The sequence below is a fragment of the Streptomyces sp. NPDC048514 genome (genome assembly GCF_043199955.1).
Classification (GTDB): Bacteria; Actinomycetota; Actinomycetes; order Streptomycetales; family Streptomycetaceae; genus Streptomyces.
The window spans coordinates 372,144-390,755 of sequence record NZ_JBICWT010000010.1 but is presented as its reverse complement, the minus strand read 5'-3'; the positions used below and the strand labels follow the sequence as shown (position 1 = coordinate 390,755).

Below are 18,612 nucleotides of genomic sequence, written 5' to 3'. Positions count from 1 at the left end.
GTGGGGGGGGTGGGTAGCAGCCGTCAGGGGCGGGCGGGGATACGGCGGTGCACGCGCGCTTCCCACGGCTGCAGGGTGTGGTGCAAGCCCAGCGGGGTGGCCCCGGGCACATTGGCGATCAGCGTCTCCGTGCCCTGCCAGCCGGACGGGACGGCGACGGCGACGGGCCGGCCGGTGAAGTTGGCCAGCACGAGCAGCTCCGTGCCGGCGCCGCTGCGCGTGAACGCGTAGACCCGCTCGTCGTCGGCGTGCAGCATCCGGAAGTCGCCGTCCCTGATCGCCGGTTCCGTGTGACGCAGCGAGATCAGGCGACGGTAGTAGTGGAAGACCGAATCAGGGTCGGTCCGTTGTGCCTCGGCGTTGACCAGGTCGTGGTCCGGGTTCACGGGGATCCACGGCTCGCCCTCGGTGAAGCCGGCGTTCCGGCCGGCGTTCCACTGCATGGGCGTACGAGCGTTGTCCCTGCCGCGCGCCCGAAGGCCCTCGAGGACCTCCTCCTCCGGTACGCCCAGCGCGACCTGTTCGCGGTGGTGGTTCAGCGACTCGATGTCGCGGAAGTCCGCGATCGTGCCGAACGGGGCGTTCGCCATGCCCAGTTCCTCGCCCTGGTAGACGTACGGGGTGCCGCGGTGCAGGTGGAGGACGGTCGCGAGCATCTTGGCCGACCGCGCCCGGTGTTCGGGACGGTCGTCGCCGAACCGGGAGACGACACGCGGCTGGTCGTGGTTGTTCCAGTAGAGGCTGTTCCAGCCGGTCTCGGCGAGGCCGGTCTGCCATCGGCCCAGGCTGGCCTTGAGGTCCGTGAGCCGGAGCGGCCGGGCATCGAACTTGCTGCTGCCGTGGTCGAGCGCGACGTGCTCGAACTGGAAGACCATGTCCAGCTCGCGACGGCCGGGATCGGTGAAGAGCCGTGCGTCCTCGAGCGTGACTCCGGGCATCTCGCCGACGGTCAGGAAGTGGCCCGGCCGCCCGGCGAACACCTCTCGGTGCATCTCCGCCACGTACTCGTGGACCCGGGGGCCGCAGAGGAAGAAGGGGCTGCCGTCCCCGTGGCGGCAACCGTCGCGGACTTCCCCGTCGGGCAGGGCCGGATCCTTGGAGATGAGGTTGATGACGTCCATGCGGAAGCCGTCCACGCCGCGGTTCAGCCACCAGCGCATCATCCGGTGAACCGCCCCCCTGACCTCGGGGTTGTCCCAGTTCAGGTCAGGCTGCTTGCGGGAGAAGACGTGCAGGAAGTACTCGCCGCTCGCCGCGTCGTACGTCCAGGCGGGGCCGGAGAACCAAGAACCCCAGTTGTTCGGTTCCGCGCCCGGTGTGCCCGGCTCCACTCCCGCGCGCGGCGGCCGCCAGATGTACCAGTCGCGTTGCGGTCCGCCGGGGCCGCCGTCACGGGAGGCGACGAACCAGGGGTGCTCGTCGGAGGTGTGGTTGACGACCAGGTCCATCACGAGTTTCATGCCGCGCTCGTGCACGGCCTCGATCAGCCGGTCGAAGTCGTCCAGGGTGCCGAACAGCGGGTCGATGTCCTGGTAGTCGCTGATGTCGTAGCCGTTGTCGTCCTGCGGTGAGCGACACACCGGTGACAGCCACAGCACGTCGACGCCCAGCTCGGCCAGGTGGTCCAGACGCCCGGCCAGCCCTCGCAGATCGCCGATGCCGTCCCCGTCGGAGTCGGCGAAGGAACGCGGGTAGATCTGGTAGACCACCGCGGTCTTCCACCAGTCGGCGGTGTCGGGAACGTTCAATGGCACGGCACGTCCTTGCGGAGAGGTGAACGGAGACGATGTCGAGCTGACGGGTCTTGGGTAGGGCGGAGCGGACGCCGTCCGTGCGGGCACGGAGGGCACCGCTCACCCTGCTGGTCTCATGCGCCGCGGTCGGGCGTCCGGCCGCTGTCGGCGTCCAGGTGGTTCAGCGCGACGGCCCAGCTTCCGTCGGGCGACTGACCGGCGCGGTGCTCGGAACCTGGGCGGTCTTCGTACCGCTGCGGAAAATCGGCTTCGTACCGCGGCGGATAGTCGGCACGCAGACAGGGAACACCGTAGGCCTTAAGTAGTGCGCACAACCTCGGACGTCCTTGTCGGCACGATCTCCGGCTTCGGCGGCACGGGCAATTCTCGCGTCCCGCCGGCCAATGCCGATCTCGGGTACAGCCCCGATGTCCGGAATGGCGAGCGATATGCCTGATGCGTCGTCAGCGGTCCTGACGCCTGGGCCGAGTGCCCCTCCGATCAGCGCCATGCCGTGCTCCACACGTGATGAGCAAGGCCGATGCGGCTCGATCGGTTGCCTGCCGTGCAGCGAGTCTCTTCCCTCGTCTTTTTCTGCGTCAAGAAATCAAATGGACCGTTTGCAAAAGCGTGACGTGCAACCTCTGCATTGTCCGCAGAAATTCTCGAGTGGAGCAGGAAATACTCTTGACGCCTTCGTGACATCGTTGTCCGCAGCTCGAGTCGTGCTCACCTCGACAGCCGGTTCCGGTGAACGCCTCGGAAGGCCCCCGCACCGGTCTCGCCGGCGCAGGAGCACTCCCTTCCGCACCTCGGTACGGCCTGCCATGGCAGGGGAATGGAAGACAGACCGCAACGCGTGATGCATTCGGGCAACGGGTGCGCGGCACATGGCGGGTAGCGGCCACATGCCCCTTCGCGACACCACGGTGCCCACATCAGCAGACCACGGCCACCTCGTTCGGGACAGAGCATCCGATACTCAATGCCGGCCCGTGCGAGCACCCGCGGCAGACGTCATCCGGCCGTCACGCCGAGCGCTCCGATCCACACGGAACATCCGGGTGTACGCGCCCAGTGACAGCAGGGACGGTTCGCCCACGGCGCTGTCGTCCTGCTCCCCCACGGCCAGTCGATCACCCGCGATCCAGGGCGGCCGCATGGGCCCGGAGCCGGCCGGCGCCGAGCTCACCACCCGATCGCGGGCCGCACGGGACACACCGCGCCGACTCTCCGCTGTGGGGCGGAAGACGGGTCTCCGCACCCCTTGAAGCGCCCCGAAAGTGATCCGCCCGTGGCTGTTCCCGGTAGCGCGGCGCCCGGATTCCCCGTGGGGCCGGATGAGTAACGGGTACTCCGATCGACCGTGGGCTCTTGCCGACGTTCACGGCGGCCATCCACTATCCGCACGTATCCTGCGCCCGGCGAGCGACTTCCCGGAACGGCTTCCGATCCTGCAGAAATCAGGTGACCGGCGCGGACGGCCCTGTTTACCATCGTGCGCTGCAGTTCCTGTCGCCCGTCCCTGATCGGTCACCGCGTGAAGTCCTTCATTCCCCGCGTGCTGCGTGATGAGCCCCAGTTCGCCCGTCTTTTCGTCGGCCAGTCCCTGTCGGTGCTGGGCGATCGTGTGTCGTTCGTGGCGGTGCCCTTCGCCGTGCTGTCGACGGGCGGTTCCGCCTCCGACGTCGGCCTGGTGGCGGCCGCCGGACTGGTGCCCATGCTGCTGTTCACCCTGGCGGGCGGCGTATGGGCCGACCGTTTCCAGCGGCACCGCATCATGCTGGTCTCGGACGTGGTGCGGTTCGCCGTCCAAGGGCTGGCCGCGGCACTCCTGCTGACGGGCGCTGCCGAAGTTCCGCACCTGGTCGTGCTGATGATCGTGTTCGGCACCGCGGACGCGTTCTTCATGCCGGCAGCCACGGGACTGATGCCGCTGATCGTCGGGAAGGACCGGCTCCGGGAAGCCAACGCCCTGCGTGGGTTCGCCCAGTCGACCGGCCTGGTACTCGGTCCCGCCCTGGCCGGCGGCCTGGTCGCGCTGGCCGGCCCCGGTGGCGCCCTGGCCCTGGACTCCCTGACCTTCGCAGTGAGCGCGGCGGTTCTGGCTCGGCTGAGACCTCGCGGCACTGCGTCCGGCACGCCGCGCTCCCCCTCCGGTGCACCGTTCCTCGCGGAGCTGAGCGCCGGCTGGGCACACGTGCGCAGTCGGACGTGGGTGTGGTCCGGCATGGGCGCCATGTCGGTCTACCACATCGTCGTGCTGCCGTCGGTGTTCGTACTGGGACCCGTCCTTGCCGAGCGCGAGTGGGGCGGTGCCGCGAGTTGGTCGGTCGTGACCGCGGGATTCGGTGTCGGCTCCATCCTCGGCGACGTGTGCGCCTACCGGATCCAGGCCACGCGCCCGATGGCGCTCGCCGCTGCGGCGCTCGCCGTCGGCTCCTGCCAGGCGGTCATCATCGGGTCCGGCGCCCCGCTCGCCCTGATCACGATCCTCGAGGCGGTCACCGGTGTCGCGGTCTCCCTCTTCTTCGTCATCTGGGAGACGACGCTGCAGACACACATACCCGAAGCCGCCCTGTCCCGCGTGAGTTCGTACGACTACCTGCTGTCGGCCGGCCTCATGCCCCTGGGCCTGGCGCTCGCCGGTCCGGTGTCCGAGTCCTTCGGTGTACGCCCCACCCTGTACGCGATGACGGTCCTCGCGGTCCCCGCCGCCCTCGCGCTTCTCTGCGTCCCGGCCGTACGGCGCCTCCCGGCTCACAACCCTGGCGCGGCAGGCGGCAGTGACGGCGTCCACCCCGCTTCAAGGTCCACCGAGGCCGCTCTCGCGACGGTATGCACTACTCATATCCCTGAAATCATGTTGAACGGGAACATGTCGGGTGGCGAGAATGCCTGCCATGGGACATCTTGAGGCCGCGCATCTGGAGTACTACCTGCCGGACGGGCGGCCGCTGCTGGGCGACGTCTCCTTCCGTGTCGCGGAAGGGGCGGTGGTCGCCCTGGTCGGCGCGAACGGCGCCGGTAAGACCACACTGCTCCGGCTGCTGTCCGGGGAACTCGCACCGCATGACGGAACCGTCGCGGGCAGCGGCGGCCTCGGGGTGATGCAGCAGTTCGTGGGCGCTGTGCGGGACGACCGCACGGTCCGGGACCTGCTCGTCTCGGTGTCCCAGCCGCGGATCCGGGCGGCGGCGCGTGCTGTCGACGAGGCCGAGCACCTCATCATGACGGTCGACGACGAGGCCGCGCAGATGAAGTACGCGCAGGCCTTGAGCGACTGGGCCGAGGTACAGGGGTACGAGGCCGAGACGGTCTGGGACATGTGCACCACGTCCGCGCTCGGAGTGCCGTACGAGAAGGCGCAGTGGCGACTCGTGCGGACTCTGTCGGGCGGTGAGCAGAAGCGTCTGGTCCTCGAGGCGTTGCTGCGCGGGCCGGACGAGGTGCTGCTGCTCGACGAACCGGACAACTACCTGGACGTCCCGGGCAAGCGGTGGCTGGAAGAGCGGCTGCGCGAGACCCGGAAGACCGTGCTGTTCGTCTCGCACGACCGGGAGCTGCTGGCGCGGGCCGCGCAGAAGATCGTGGCGGTGGAACCGGGGCCGTCGGGCAGCACGGTGTGGGTGCACGGCGGCGGCTTCGGCAGCTTCCACGAGGCGCGGCGGGAACGATTCGCCCGGTTCGAGGAGCTGAGGCGCCGCTGGGACGAGGAGCACGCCCGGTTGAAGGCACTGGTCCACAAGCTGCGTCAGCAGGCGTCGATCAGCCCCGACATGGCGTCCCGCTACCGGGCGATGCAGACGCGGTTGCGAAAGTTCGAGGAGGCCGGTGCGCCACCGGAGCCGCCGCGCGAGCAGACCATCCGGATGCGGTTGAGAGGCGGGCGTACGGGTGTACGGGCGGTGACGTGCACGGGTCTTGAGCTGTCCGGTCTGATGAGACCGTTCGACCTGGAGGTCTTCTACGGGGAGCGGGTCGCGGTGCTCGGGTCGAACGGCTCGGGCAAGTCGCACTTCCTGCGGCTGCTGGCCGGCGAAGACGTGGCACACACCGGCGAGTGGAAGCTGGGCGCCCGCGTCGTACCCGGGCACTTCGCGCAGACCCACGCCCACCCGGAACTCATGGGCCGCACCCTCGTCGACATCCTGTGGTCCGAGCACGCCAAAGAGCGGGGCGGGGCGATGAGCGCGCTGCGGCGCTATGAGCTGGAGGGGCAGGGCGACCAGACGTTCGACCGGCTGTCCGGCGGACAGCAGGCACGCTTCCAGATCCTGCTGCTGGAGCTGCGCGGGACCACGGCGCTGCTGCTGGACGAGCCCACGGACAACCTGGACCTCGAGTCCGCGGAGGCTCTTCAGGACGGGCTGAGGGCCTACGAGGGCACCGTGCTGGCGGTGACGCACGACCGCTGGTTCGCGAAGTCCTTCGACCGCTATCTGGTCTTCGGTGCGGACGGCCGGGTCCGGGAGACGGCCGAACCGGTGTGGGACGAGCGCAGGGTGGAGCGGACGCGGTAACAGGCGCCCGGGTCCGACCGTTCCGCCGCCCCTGGCCCTCGGCCCGGTGCGGGGCGGGACGCCACCCGGTCGTGGTGGAGGGCGACGAGATGGTCGGCGGTGCCGGCGGTCTCACCGAAGAGGCGGCCCCGCTCGAGTGGACGGATCCGGGCCACCGCCTCAGAAAAGGTATCCCAGCATGTCGACGACGCCCGACTCCCACCGCTTCCCGGAAAGTGTCTTCACCATCAGGGCGTCCAGGGGCTTTTCGGCGATACCCAGCGTCTCGTGCTCATTGATCATGAGCCATCTTCCGTCATTCCGGACACACCGGTAGCCATTCGCCAGATACACGCGAGGATCGTCCGCGAAGAGGATGACCGCGTCGGCTCCGGAGGATCGGGCGTCGGATTCGATCTCCGAGATCAGACGACTTGCCAGACCCTGGGAGCGCGCTGACGCGGTGACGCAGAGATCTACGAGCCCGAAGACCCGGAGCGGAGTGCTCCCGTTCCTGATCATCCGATGCTCTACGCCGACATGCCCGACCAGTCCGCCATCCCCCCACGCCAGGTACCTGAACTGTGGAAGCTGCTTGAAGTAGTCCCGCCCGGGATACTCGGGGAAGCATTCGTCAAGGAGCCCGTGAATTTGTTCGTGAAGCTGCGCATATATTTCATGCTCCGGCATCGATTCAATACGCACGGATCCTCCAGGTAGGCCGATTCTGCGACGCCAGAATGCCACGGCTCATCTGATTCCGAAAAGCGCGCGCGACTCGGATCACTGGGTCCGGTTCCGCGTCCACGGGTTGGAGACAGTTTCCTACCACACAGCCTCCTTGACCGCGACCTGCCTCACGGCCGGGGCCGCACACCCTCGTACGGGAGTCACCGGTCGCCGCGCCGGGTGGGCCGGTGGCGGGGGCCCGAGCCGGCAGGGCGACACGTTCACGCCCTGCATCCGAGTAGGGACTACTCAGACCGGCCAATCCTCAGGCCCCTACCCTGGATCGATCTGGCCAAGAGGGAAAGGACATGCGCGTGACGGTCCGCGGCTTCCTGAAGCGGCGCGTCTGGGACGTTGCCGTCGAGGGTCTCATCGGCGCCCTGGCACGCATCGCCCATCTCCTCTCGTAGTCGGTGGGCGTGCAGTTCATCGTCGCCGCATGCTGTCGACGACCAGCATTTGAACAGCCGCCCGCTCGCTGGGACCGGCTCGCTCCCGTGCCGCGTGAGATGCCGACGTAGACCGGTCTGTGCGCATCGATCTCTGAGCCGCGGTGCGGGGTGCCGCCGGTCGTCCGGCCGGGCACCTCGTCGCACCTGCCGACATGTGCCCCCGCCCGAGCGGTCTCGTAGCGTGGCCGGACGCAGCCGCCCGGCACGGACGGCGGCGGCCGCTGGTCCGTGCCGGGCAGGGTGGTCAGCTGAGGTTCCGGTCGGCGTAGGCGGTCATCGCGTCGCGCAGGTACTCGGCCAGTGCCGGGTGCTTGGCGTCGTATCGCGCCCGGAAATCTGGGTGCTGGACGTAGGTACCGCCCAGTTCGGTGAACGACTGGCGGTCGGGCGTCCAGAACGCGGCGACGGCCTGGAACTGGCGCTCCATCAGTTCGAGTGCCACGGGATCCGTCGCCGGGACACCGGCGTTGATCAGCTCGACCGCCGCGTCCTCGACGGCGGCGTACTCGGCGGTGATCTCCTTCGTCCGCGACTTGCCCCACGAGGCCATGCGGCGCTTGCTCTCCGCGATGTGTCGTTCGGCCTCCGGACCGTATTTCGCGATCAGTTCCGATTCGTATCGCGCCTGGTCGGCGGGCGACAGACCCTCGAACAGCTCTTCCGGCTTCACTTCGTTCTCCCTTTCCAGATGGGCGATGGTTCTGGCCACCGTGGCCGCCAGCCGGTCGAACCGGTCACGCTGCGCCAGCAGATTCAGGAGGTGACTGCGAAGGGCCACCACCGCGTCCGTCTCCTGGTCCACGATTCCCGTGATCTCGGACAGGCTCAGGCCCAGCTCGCGCAGTACGAGAATCCGCTGCAGCCGCAACACGGAATCCGCGTCGTAGAAACGCATCCCGCTGCCGCTGACCGCGGTCGCGGGAAGCAGACCGATCTCGTCGTAGTGGCGCAGCGTCCGCGACGTCAGACCGGACGACTTCGCCAGCTCGGCGATCGACCACTCACCACTCACCAGGCACCCGTTTCACACTCTCAGGACGGTGCCGGCCCTCTCGGCCGACAAGAAGAACGCTAGAAGTTGACGCAACGGCAACCACAACCCCGGGATCCGGGTCCTTCCAGGTGACACCCGCCACATGCCGCGGCGCCGTCCTGAAGGTCGATCCACCGGGCGACGGAACACATGCGGGCCGGTCCCCGAAAGCCGCGGCAAGGCGCGCTGTCAGTGCCGCGGGCTACCATGCCGAGGACCGGGCGGCGGCCTCCGGTGCCGGAACATCGGCGGCCCCGCGACCGGCCGTACGTGACCACGCGCCGACGACTGGACGGCCCACGCCGAGAGCGGGCGTCTGGTGCGCGGAGCAGGACGACTGCCGACCACAGGGACAGGACCGCTTGTGAACCCCGATGAACTCTTCGACGACATCGCCGACGACCTCGCCGTCCGAGGCGTGACGGCCGGGGCGATGTTCGGCAAACGCGCCCTCAAGGCACACGGCAAGGCGTTCGCTTGCCTCAAGGACGACCGCCTTGCCTTCAGACTGGGCGACGGCACACCCGCCCACACGCGAGCACTCGCCCTTCCAGGCGCCGAACTCTTCGATCCCTCCGGAAAGCACCGCCCGTTCAAGGACTGGGTCGCCGTTCCCCGGACACATGCCGACCAGTGGCCGCACCTGGCCGAGACCGCGCTCGGCTGCCTCACCGCTTGAGGAACGGCCGGTGCCGGGGTGGGGAGTGCCAAGGCCGACGCAACTACCGCGCTCCCCCAGGTCGTTCGGGCGGGGAGGCCGCCGGCAGAGCGGCTCGAGGCCCGGGGGCACGGGCCTCGTCGTCCTCAAGTCCCTTGTCCTCGAAGGTCGCAGGGCCGCCGTCGCACAGGGTGCGGCAGCCGCTCATCGCCACACCTCGGGCAAGGACGGCGATCGGTGACAGGTCGGCACCGGGCCGCCCGGGGGGTAACGGAGGCCACCCGCCGGTGGGTCACGGCCGCGCTCGCCGCGCCTACCTGAGCGGTGACGCGGGAAGTGTGGCCTTCAGCGAGTAGAGGACGGGGAGGTGTGTGGCGCTGAAGGGCAGATGGTAGAGCCCGTCGGCACGGCGCGGCAGGATTCCGCGCGGATCGAACTCGGCCTCCGTGTGCTCCCGCAGACTGTCGATGTGCAGGCCCGCTCGCACGGCAGCGGTGACGATCTCTCCCAGCGAGTACGGATACTGGGCCGCGTCGAGCGCTTCCATGTGTACGTTCGCGTCGGCGTAGGTGCCGACCACCGTTTCCTGCTGTTGCCGCCCGCCACCGTAGGGCCAGTCGGCGACGAACGGGTCGAACGTGGCCACGGTCTGGAACAGCGGATGCAGATCGACCATGATCAGCGCACCGCCCGGGCGCAGGGTCATGGCCGCGCTCCGCATCCACGCGTCGAGGTCCGCGATCCAGCACAGCACCCCGTAGGTGGCTATCGCCAGATCGAACCGCGCCGCCAGTTCCTGCGGCAGTTGCTGGGCGTCGGCTTCGACGAAGTCGGCCCGCAGCCCGGCCCGGACGGTCAGTTCGCGCGCCCGGCTGATGGCCGCCGGGGAGAAGTCCGTTCCCGTCGCCCGCGCTCCCAGACGTGCCCAGTTGAGGGTGTCCATGCCGAAATGACAGTGCAGATGCAGGAGATCCCGCCCCTTCACATCCCCCGCCAGGTCCCGTTCGATCCCGTACAGCGTCTGCCGGCCGGCCAGGAACGACGGCACGTCGTAGAACCGGTCCTCGGCGGTCGTCCCGTGAACGCGCGCGCGTGCGTCCCACAGTGCCCGGTTCGCTGCTGTCTCTTCATTCATCACAGGTACTTCCGCGTGCGGTCGACATGAACACGCTTGATCATGTCCTGGGCCGTCCGGCGGCGGATGAGTAAGTTCTACTCATCGCGGCCCGTGCGGTGGGTCCGCGTCGGTTCGGCCGGCACCTGCCCGGCCACCCGGCCGCCTGGACCACACCGGGTACCCAAGATCTCCCCTCCCCCTTGACCAGGCAAAACGGCCGTTTTGGCGGGTTTGAGTACGCATTACTCACCCTGTCCGACTTCCATCGGTGTGACATGGCTACAAGGCCGACGCATGACTTCCGAGACACCGAGACAGGCGGTGATCCTCATGAGCCGCACCATCACCCTCGTACCCCGGCACGACCCCGCCGGCCGGCCCTCGGCCGGTCTGCACGGTGCCGCCGGGACGCACGAGCGTGGCGTGCTCGATCTTCACCTGGAAGAGGCGACCACCGCTCCGGCCACCGCGCGCCGGCGGTGCCGCCCCCTGCTGGAGTCGTGGGGGCTGGACGACGACCAGGTCTACGACCTCCTCCTGGTCGTCTCCGAGCTGGTCACCAACGCGATCACCCACGCCCTCCCGCCCTTCGCCCTCCACCTCGTCCTGGACCCCGCCGGCGGCCACGTACGGGTCCATGTCAGCGACGGCGGACCCCGGCCCGCCTCGCGCTCCTGGGCAGCCACCCGGCCGGAGAGCGAACACGGCCGGGGCACCGCACTGATCGACGCCCTCGCCGATCGGGCCGGCATCACCGACGCGGCGGACGGCACGATCGACCACTGGGCCGACCTTCCCCTCGCCTGACCCGATCGGGCACTATGGGCGAAAGGTAATGGATAGTACTTTTCGCCCTGGTATGCCGGGCCGGGTGCACGCCGTCCACTCGGTCGATCGGGGTCGGACGACGATACGGAGGCGGTCATGCGCGCGGAGGACCTGCTCCAGACTCACAGCGTCCGCTGCGACCGTGCGGTACTGCTGCGCGTCTCGGGGGAACTGGACATACTCAGCGCTCCCCTGCTCGACGATGCGGTCGCCTCGTGCCTGGACGCCCAGGTCGAGACGTTCTGCCTCGACCTGGGCCGGCTCAGGTTCTGTGACAGCACCGGCCATCAAGCCCTGCAACGGCTGTGCTCCGGCGTGGCAGCCACGCACGCCGTGCTCCACCTCATCGCCCTCCACCCCCACCTGCGCCGCGTCCTCCCGTACCTGCACGACACCGCCCCCACCTCCTGGGTCCCCCTCCCCCATACCTCGACCGCGGGCACGGCGGCCGCACACGGCTGTCCGGCACGGCTTCGGTTCCGTCGAGGAGGTCGGGCCGTGGACGCGGGCCTCGGACCGCGGCTCCGTGGGCCGGGCCCGCCGGTGAAGGAGCGCGGCGTGTCCCGCTGCGACGGCTGCGGTCAGCCGCCGGCGTGAGCCGCACACACGATTCTGCCGCCGGGTGGCCGGATGCGCGTGAGTACGGTCTACTCACCGCGCTCTCCCCGTGGACGGCGGTGCTCCCGTCACCGCCCCGCTCCCGGCCGACGCGCCGGGACCTCCCGGTCCTTGAGCACGATGAGTGTGCGGGCACGCGTGCCCTGGGCGGCGGACATCAGCAGCCGAAGGCACCGGCCCGGCCGGCGGTGAGGCTTCGCGGCCGGGGCCTGCCCGCCGTGGGTACGGTGCATGTCTCGTCCGCCTGTGCGTCGGGTCCGCTGGTCAGCGGTCTTGCGTACGTTCATCGTGCCCCCGCGGTGGACACTGGGAATGAAGTTGCCCGTCGAGTACTTCCGGGGGATTTCCCCCGTAGGTGACCGGGTGGGAGCGGGACCCGGACCTGAGCGGTCGGCGCTCCCGCGGTCGCCCCCGGAGCAACCGAACGTCCCGGGGCCGCGGCCGCCGTGGGGCAGCGTGATCGGCAGCCTGGCGCCGGTGGCACCCCGCCGAGGGCCCCGGCCGGGGGCCTGAGCTTCGTACGGACGCGGTCCTGGCAGTACTCTTCGGCCGGACCCCGCCCGGACACTTCCATACGCCGGCCGGCTCCCCTGCCCGGTGTGCCGAGGTCCGTGCTGTCACAAGAGCTGTGACAAGAATCGAGTGATGTGATCGCTCCTGGACGGCGGGCCCCCGCCGTCTGGAGACGAATGCCGTCGGGAGGCACCGTGAGAGGGGCGGATCCGGGTGCGCCATGGCCGCTGACCGGACGGAGCGGCGAGACGAGCGCGTTCACCGCCGTGTGGGCGAACCGCCGCTGTCAGGCGGTGGTGATCTACGGTCCGGCGGGAGTGGGCAAGACGCGGCTGGCCGAAGACTTCCTGGCCAGAGCGGTCGCCGAGGGCTTCGAGGGGGCACGGGCCACCGCGACGGCGGCCGCCGCCACGGTGCCGCTCGGCGCGATCGCCCATCTGATCCCGGCCGACGTGGACCTGTCGGACCCCGTCAGGGGGTTCGCCGCGGTGGCCGGGGCGCTGGCCGGACACCCTCGGAAACGACGCAGGTGGGCGCTGTCGGTCGATGATCTGCATCTGCTGGACGCGGCATCGGCGATGCTCGTGCGCCAGTTGATGGACGCCGGCGTGGTGCGCCTGATCGGTACGGTCCGCACGGGGGAACCGGTGACCGACGCCGTGGCCGCCCTGGCGGGCGGTGACACGGTGTACCGCTTCGACCTGGAGGCCTTCGACGCGCAGAACACGGAAGCCGTGCTCCAGGCGGCTCTCGGCGGCCCCGTCGGCAGACGCACCCTGCGGGAACTGCACTCCGCCTCCGGCGGAAACGTGCTCTTCCTGCGGGAACTGGTCCTGGGCGCGCTGCGCGCCGGGACGCTGACGAGCGACGGAGAGATCTGGCATCTGGCCGACGACCGGCCGATGGGCACGCCACGCCTGACCGAGCTGATCCGCGGCCGGCTGGCCACCGCGGACGCACGCGCCCGGCCCGCACTGGAACTGCTGGCCCTGTGTGAACCGCTCTCCCTCGACGACATCCGGCAGACGGCCTCGCTCGACGGGCTGGCCGGGCTGGAAGCGGCGGGACTGGTCCGGGTCATCACCGACCGGCGCCGCACCGTCGTCCGTCTCGCCCACCCCCTGTACGGAGAGGTCCTGCGCGGCGAGATCTCGGGTCTGCGCCGCCGCGCCCTGCTCCTGGCCCAGGCCGACCGGGTCCGGTCACACGGGGCCCGCCGCCGCGACGACGCCCTGCACCTCGCCACCTGGCAGCTGGCCGCCACCGGCACCGCCGATCCGGCCTCGCTCGTCCGAGCCGCCGCCCTGGCGCGTCACGCACACGACTACCCTCAGGTGGTGACCCTGCTCGCGGCCCTGCGCGATGGCCGGCGGACCATCGCCACCGACCTGATGCTCGGGGAGGCCTTCTTCCAGATGGGCCGCTGGGACGAGGCCGAGGTGGTCCTCGCCCGCGCCGACGGCAGTGCCCGCGGCGAGACGGACGTGCTCTCGGTCGTCCTGGCCAGATCGGCGAACCTGCTGTGGAGCGGCGCTCCCTTCGAGCGGGCTCTCGCCGTCAACGACGACGCCCTGGGCCGGCTCACCGGCCCGGCCGGCCGACGCGCACTGCGCACCAACGAGGGCTACATGCGCGTCGCGGTCGGCCAGCCCGTGCGGGGACTGGAGCTGCTGGCGGACCTGGAGACCGACGTGGACGAGGCACCGGACATCAACGCGTGGCTGCGCGGCGCCCTCACCAAGCCCACGGCTCTCGCCCTGGTCGGCCGCACGCGTGAGGCCATGGAAGATGCCGGGCGGGCCTACGACGTCCACCGCCGCATCGACGAACGGGCGTTGGTCTCCCATCCCGCGGTGGAAACCATCCCCCTCGTCCTCGCACTCAGCGAGGCCGGCCGGCTCGCCGATGCCCGTACCGCGGGCGAGCGTGCCTACACCGAGCTGGCGGCCGCGGGCAACCTGGTGCGGGTCTGGATGGCGGTACTCGTGGGGCGGGTGGAATGGCTGAGTGGCCACCCCGTCCTGGCGCGACGCTGGTGGGCGGAGGCCGCTGCCCTGGCCCGCTCCATCCACCTCGACATGGCCTTGCGTCTCCTGCTCGGCTACCTGGCCGCCTGTGCAGCGGTGCTCGGGGACCACGACGCGGCCGAGGCCGCGCTGGCCGAGCGGCGCTCGCTCGCCGAGCTGCCGCCCGGTTTCCTGTCCGCGGGGGAGGAACGTCTCGGCGAGGCCTGGCTGTTGGTCGCCCGCGGCCATCTGGCGCGGGCGCGGTCCGTGCTCCTCGACGCGGCTGGAGCCGCCCGGAGCACCGGCCACTCCGCCAGCGAGGCGCTGCTGCTCACCGACGTCGCGCGCCTCGGCGGGGCCCGGGAGGCGGCCCCGCGCCTGTCCGTGCTGGCAGGTGTGTGCGACGGCGAACTGGCTCCGGCCAGAAGCCTCTTCGCCTCGGCGCTGGTCACCGACGACGCCGAGCAGCTCCTCGCGGCGGCCGGCCGACTGGGCGCCATCGGCGCGAACCTGCTGGTGGCCGAGGCCACGACCGCGGCCGCGGCAGCGTGGCAGCGGAACGGCGACATCCGGCGCGCGGCGGCCGCGAGACAGCGGGCCGATGCCTTCCTGCCGCTCTGCCAGGGGGCGAGGACCCCGCTGCTGACCACGGCTCAGACGACCGTCCCACTGACCGCCCGGGAGAAGGAGGTCGCCTTCCTCGCGGCGGCCGGTACACCGAGCAAGGAGATCGCCACGGCCCTGCACGTGTCCGTGCGCACGGTCGACAACCATCTCCAGCGCGTCTTCGCCAAACTGGGCGTCACCACCCGACGCGAGCTGGCCGACGTACTGAACCCGCCGCCGGTCTCCCCCGCCGGATGACGCCCCGCGACGCGGCGCCCCGCGTGACCGCTGCCGTCCTCCGCACCGGCCGCCGCCGGGATCCGCGTCCGAGACGGATCCGGGTCAGGCCCCTGTGCCCGCCGCCCGGGCTATGAGCCTGAGGGACTCCTGCCGAAGGCCCGCGTCGGGCAGGAAGTTGCCGGTGACCATGATCTCGTCCGCCGATGTCCGCGCCCGGGTGTGCTCCAGCCGCTCCACCACGTGTTCGGCCGATCCCCACGCGAGGTTCGCGGTGATCGCCGCCGTGGCGCGGCTCGCCGGGGAGCCGGCCGTGATGTCGCTGCGGAGCACCGAGCGGATCACCCGCGTGGCCTCGCGGTGGGACGTCGAGGCGAAGGCTCGGACACAGACCATGGCATAAGGCTCCCGCAGGGCACACGAGGGGCGGAAGTGGTCGCGGTAGTGCGCGATCGCCGCCACGGCGTCGTCGGGGTTGAGGTGGTGTGCGAAGGTGAAGGGCCGTCCGAACCGCGCGGCGATGCCGGCGCTCGTCCGGGTGGCGCCGAGGATCCACAGCGGGAGGCCGGCGTTCTCGTCCGCGTCCGCCGCGCCCGCGACCGACATGCCGTGGTAGCGGTGCCCCGGGGGGAAGGTGCCGGTGAGGAAACCCGTCAGCTCCCGGATCTGTTCCTCGTAGTCACCGCTCTGCCGGCGCAGGGCGGCGTCGAGCGTGGGATCGGTGCCGGGGTCCCGGCCGATTCCCAGGTCGATCCGGTGGCCGTGCAGCGCGTGCAGGGTGGCGTACTGCTCGGCCACCGCGAGGGGAGCGTGGTTGGGCAGCAGCGTCGCGCCGGAACCTATCCGCAGGGTGGACGTCATCGCGGCCAGGTGGGCGATGAGCACCGGTGGACAGCTGCCGGCCACGGCCCTGTTGGCGTGGTGCTCGGTGACCCACATCCGGTGGTAGCCCCAGTCCTCCGCCCTGCGCGCCAGGGTGGTCGTCTCCCGTAGCGCGTCCGCGGCCGTCGTCCCCGGGTCGATGGGCGAGCTGTCCAGAATCGACAGGGGGACGTTCAGGTGTCCTGTCCGGTGCGCGCCGGTCCGGTGGTCACCGCGGGGTGTCATGAGCGGTTCCCTTCCTGGTCGAGCGTCCGGTGCCGGAGGCTTTGCGGCAGGCGAAGGTGCCCGCGCAGTGTGGTGGCGGTGTACTCGGACCGGCAGATGCCGCGTTCCTGCAGGAGTGGCAGCACGTCGTCGACGAAGTCGTCCAGTCCTTCCGGGGCGGTGGACGGCAGGAGCACGAGACCGTCGACCGCGGTGTTCCGAGCGTGGCGCGCTATCTCGTCCGCGACGCCGGACGGGGTGCCGACGAAGGTGAGCGGTCCCTTCAGGTGGATGACGAGGTCGCGGACGGACAGCCGCCTCGCCTCGGCCAGGGAGCGCCAGCGCTGGACGAGTTCGCCGTCTGCCGGGTCGGCCGGCTCCTGCGACGGCAGCGGGCCGTCGGGATCGAGGCCGGAGAGGTCGCGTTGCCATATCCGTTCGAGGAACGCGACTGCGGCGGTCGGACTCGTCTGTGCCCGCCGTGTCTCCCGGGCCTTCTCCCAGGCTTGTTCCCGGGTGGCTCCGAGGGCCCAGCCGGCACCGTGCATGACCTTGACGTGGCCGGGGTCGCGGCGGTGCGCGCGTGCTCGGCGTTTGATGTCGTCGGCGAACTCCGCGGCGTAGGACAGGGGTCCGGGCAGACCGAAGACCACGTCGGCGGTCGACGCGCCGAAGTCCCGCCCTTCGCCGGAGTTGCCGGCCTGGATCAGCACGGGGTCCCCCGGCCCGTCGTCGCCGACGGGGTGCCGGGGCTGCCGCGGAGGCCGGAGCGCGGTGGCGGAGGGGTCGGCGGGGGGTGCGCCGGCGGCCAGGTCTCCGGCCGCCCACCGGCGCCGGGTGGCCCGGGTGAAGTGGGTCGCCCTGAGGTAGCGCTGTTCGGGCGGCAGGTAGGGACCGCAGCGGAAGTTCGCCCCGATGGCGGGTGACGGGTCGGTGACGATGTTCCAGGCGCAGCGTCCCTCGGAGAGGCGGTGCAGCGAGGCGAGCCGGTGGGCGACGTCGCCGGGCTCGTTGTAGGTGGTGCTGAGCGTGGCGGCGAGCCCGATCCGCCGGGTGGTGGCCGCGAGGGCGGAGAGAGCGGTGATCGGCTCCGGCCTGCCGACCTGGCCGTACTCCTCCAGGAGGCCGTGGTGTTCGGGCAGTCGCAGGCTCTCGGCGAGCAGGAAGAAGTCGAACAGTCCGCGCTCGGCGGTGCCCGCCATGTGCCGGAGGGCCGCCGGGTCCGTCTGGCTGCCCGGCGACGAGGCGCTCCACTGCGCGTCGTGCCCGTGCGGATACATCACCGCGAGGTGGAAGGGGTGGTCGTTCATGGGGTGGGGGCGGTCCGTATCTCGTGAGGCGCGGGAAGTCCCAGTCTTCCGCGCAGTGTCGTGGCCGTGCTGAGCGTGGACAGCGGCCGGAGCCGGCGCAGCACACTGGTAAGGGTCGCGAGGATCGCGGGCAGGTCGTCGGGGGTGGCCGGGACGAAGTGGTAACCGTCGGCGATGCCTTCGCGATGCCACTCCGTCAATTGCTCCAGCAGCGCGGTGCCGGACAGGCCGAGGGCGTTCGACGACGCAGGTTCCGGCGCCGAGCCGGTCACGCCGCCGGGGGATCCGGGGCGAGCCGTGGTCATGTCGACCGACCACAGGCAGCGGGGCTGTCCCGGCGGGCGGCCGGCGCCGCGGGCTCGCCGTACGACCTGCCGGCGGACGGCGTCCACGGCGGCGGCGGTGTGGGCCTGGACGAGGATGACGTCGGCCAGTTCCGCCGCGGTGGCCCACTGTTCGGGCGGCGACGTCTCGCGCAGGCCCGTGACGATGACCGGACGGCCCTGCGGGGGCCGGGGTACGTAGGACGGTCCGCGGATGGAGAAGAGGTCACTGCGGTAGTCGATGTGCCGGATCCTCGCCCGGTCGATGAACCGGCCGGCGGCCGTGTCCCGGATCTCCGCGTCCGGCTCCCAGCTCTCCCACAGCTGCGCGGCCGCGCTGACGACGTGACGGGCCTCGTTCCACAGCTCCGTGTCGTCCGGGGACGCGAGTGCTGTGGAGAGGGATGCGGGGGTGACGTACCAGCCGGCGCGCCCTGCGCTCATGTGGTCCAGGGTGGCGATCGCGGCGGACAGATGGAGCGGTTCGCCGTGGGTGGGGGTGAGGGCGGGGACCAGGCCCAGCCGGGTCGTCAGAGGCGCCGTGTAGGCGAGGGCTGCACAGGGATCGAGTCCCGCGTCGTCGCCGGTGACGGGGCCGGCGGTCACGAAGTCGGCCCCGGCGCTCTCGGCCTGGCGGGCCAGTGCCGCCCAGTGTGCGCCCGGCCGGACGGAGGCGTGGTGCGGCCCGTGTTGCGCAGTGAGGGAGACGGCCAGGTGAGGTGCGCGGTCGGGTGCGGTAGCCGCGGTCGCGCGGGCGAGTGGGACGTGCGTGGTCGGAAGCCTTTGGTCGTGCATGGTCGGAAACCTCTGGTTCGGACGGTGGGCGTGCGGAGGGGACGGTGAGGTGCGGACGGGACGGGG

13 protein-coding genes are annotated in these 18,612 nt (G+C 70.9%); 6 read left to right on the top strand and 7 right to left on the bottom strand.

All coding sequences use genetic code 11. From position 1 onward, the window contains the following. Positions 1 to 23 precede the first annotated feature (23 nt). Entirely contained in the window at positions 24 to 1,754 is a 1,731-nt protein-coding gene (locus tag ACGFT2_RS23880) for an alpha-glucosidase (RefSeq protein WP_393281548.1), read from the bottom strand. Positions 1,755 to 3,294: 1,540 nt separating this feature from the next. Here ACGFT2_RS23880 and ACGFT2_RS23875 point away from each other — a divergent pair. After that, a complete protein-coding gene (locus tag ACGFT2_RS23875; RefSeq protein ID WP_393281546.1) occupies positions 3,295 to 4,650 on the top strand; it encodes an MFS transporter in 1,356 nt (451 codons plus the stop codon). Beyond that, positions 4,628 to 6,256 (top strand): ABC-F family ATP-binding cassette domain-containing protein, encoded by a 1,629-nt coding sequence (locus ACGFT2_RS23870; RefSeq protein WP_393281544.1) that lies wholly within the window; start codon positions 4,628 to 4,630, stop codon positions 6,254 to 6,256. The genes ACGFT2_RS23875 and ACGFT2_RS23870 overlap by 23 nt, the downstream gene beginning before the upstream one ends. A gap of 159 nt (positions 6,257 to 6,415) precedes the next feature. Here ACGFT2_RS23870 and ACGFT2_RS23865 read toward each other — a convergent pair whose 3' ends face one another. Together ACGFT2_RS23865 and ACGFT2_RS23860 are read right to left on the bottom strand one after the other, a co-directional pair. Beyond that, positions 6,416 to 6,940 carry a GNAT family N-acetyltransferase gene (locus ACGFT2_RS23865; RefSeq protein ID WP_393281542.1) on the bottom strand — a complete coding sequence of 175 codons (525 nt, stop codon included), beginning with the start codon at positions 6,938 to 6,940 and terminating at the stop codon, positions 6,416 to 6,418. A gap of 720 nt (positions 6,941 to 7,660) precedes the next feature. Further along, positions 7,661 to 8,428, bottom strand: a complete 768-nt coding sequence (locus tag ACGFT2_RS23860) for a MerR family transcriptional regulator (protein ID WP_393281540.1) — start codon at positions 8,426 to 8,428, stop codon at positions 7,661 to 7,663. Between the two features lie 385 nt (positions 8,429 to 8,813). On the opposite strand from ACGFT2_RS23860, the gene ACGFT2_RS23855 reads away from it, so the two are divergent. Beyond that, positions 8,814 to 9,128, top strand: coding sequence for a hypothetical protein (locus ACGFT2_RS23855; RefSeq protein ID WP_393281538.1), 315 nt, complete (start codon positions 8,814 to 8,816; stop codon positions 9,126 to 9,128). Between the two features lie 292 nt (positions 9,129 to 9,420). On the opposite strand, the gene ACGFT2_RS23850 is transcribed toward ACGFT2_RS23855, so the two are convergent. Continuing rightward, the gene (locus ACGFT2_RS23850) at positions 9,421 to 10,242 is read right to left on the bottom strand and encodes a class I SAM-dependent methyltransferase (protein ID WP_393281536.1); all 822 of its coding nucleotides are present in this window, start codon (positions 10,240 to 10,242) and stop codon (positions 9,421 to 9,423) included. Positions 10,243 to 10,518: 276 nt separating this feature from the next. On the opposite strand from ACGFT2_RS23850, the gene ACGFT2_RS23845 reads away from it, so the two are divergent. The 3 genes from ACGFT2_RS23845 (at position 10,519) to ACGFT2_RS23835 (ending at position 15,053) form a co-directional block, all read left to right on the top strand. Continuing rightward, entirely contained in the window at positions 10,519 to 11,031 is a 513-nt protein-coding gene (locus ACGFT2_RS23845; RefSeq protein WP_393281534.1) for an ATP-binding protein, read from the top strand. A 117-nt stretch (positions 11,032 to 11,148) separates the two neighbouring features. Continuing rightward, positions 11,149 to 11,649 (top strand): STAS domain-containing protein, encoded by a 501-nt coding sequence (locus ACGFT2_RS23840; RefSeq protein ID WP_393281532.1) that lies wholly within the window; start codon positions 11,149 to 11,151, stop codon positions 11,647 to 11,649. 728 nt (positions 11,650 to 12,377) lie between these two features. Beyond that, entirely contained in the window at positions 12,378 to 15,053 is a 2,676-nt protein-coding gene (locus tag ACGFT2_RS23835; protein WP_393281530.1) for a LuxR C-terminal-related transcriptional regulator, read from the top strand. Between the two features lie 84 nt (positions 15,054 to 15,137). On the opposite strand, the gene ACGFT2_RS23830 is transcribed toward ACGFT2_RS23835, so the two are convergent. From ACGFT2_RS23830 to ACGFT2_RS23820, 3 genes are read right to left on the bottom strand one after another with little or no spacing between them, the layout of a single operon-like run. Then, a complete protein-coding gene (locus tag ACGFT2_RS23830; protein WP_393281528.1) occupies positions 15,138 to 16,139 on the bottom strand; it encodes an MsnO8 family LLM class oxidoreductase in 1,002 nt (333 codons plus the stop codon). Continuing rightward, positions 16,136 to 17,428 (bottom strand): LLM class flavin-dependent oxidoreductase, encoded by a 1,293-nt coding sequence (locus tag ACGFT2_RS23825; protein ID WP_393281526.1) that lies wholly within the window; start codon positions 17,426 to 17,428, stop codon positions 16,136 to 16,138. The genes ACGFT2_RS23830 and ACGFT2_RS23825 overlap by 4 nt, the downstream gene beginning before the upstream one ends. Further along, complete coding sequence (locus ACGFT2_RS23820) at positions 17,425 to 18,546, bottom strand: LLM class flavin-dependent oxidoreductase (protein WP_393281525.1); 1,122 nt, start codon at positions 18,544 to 18,546, stop codon at positions 17,425 to 17,427. The genes ACGFT2_RS23825 and ACGFT2_RS23820 overlap by 4 nt, the downstream gene beginning before the upstream one ends. Positions 18,547 to 18,612: the final 66 nt, after the last annotated feature.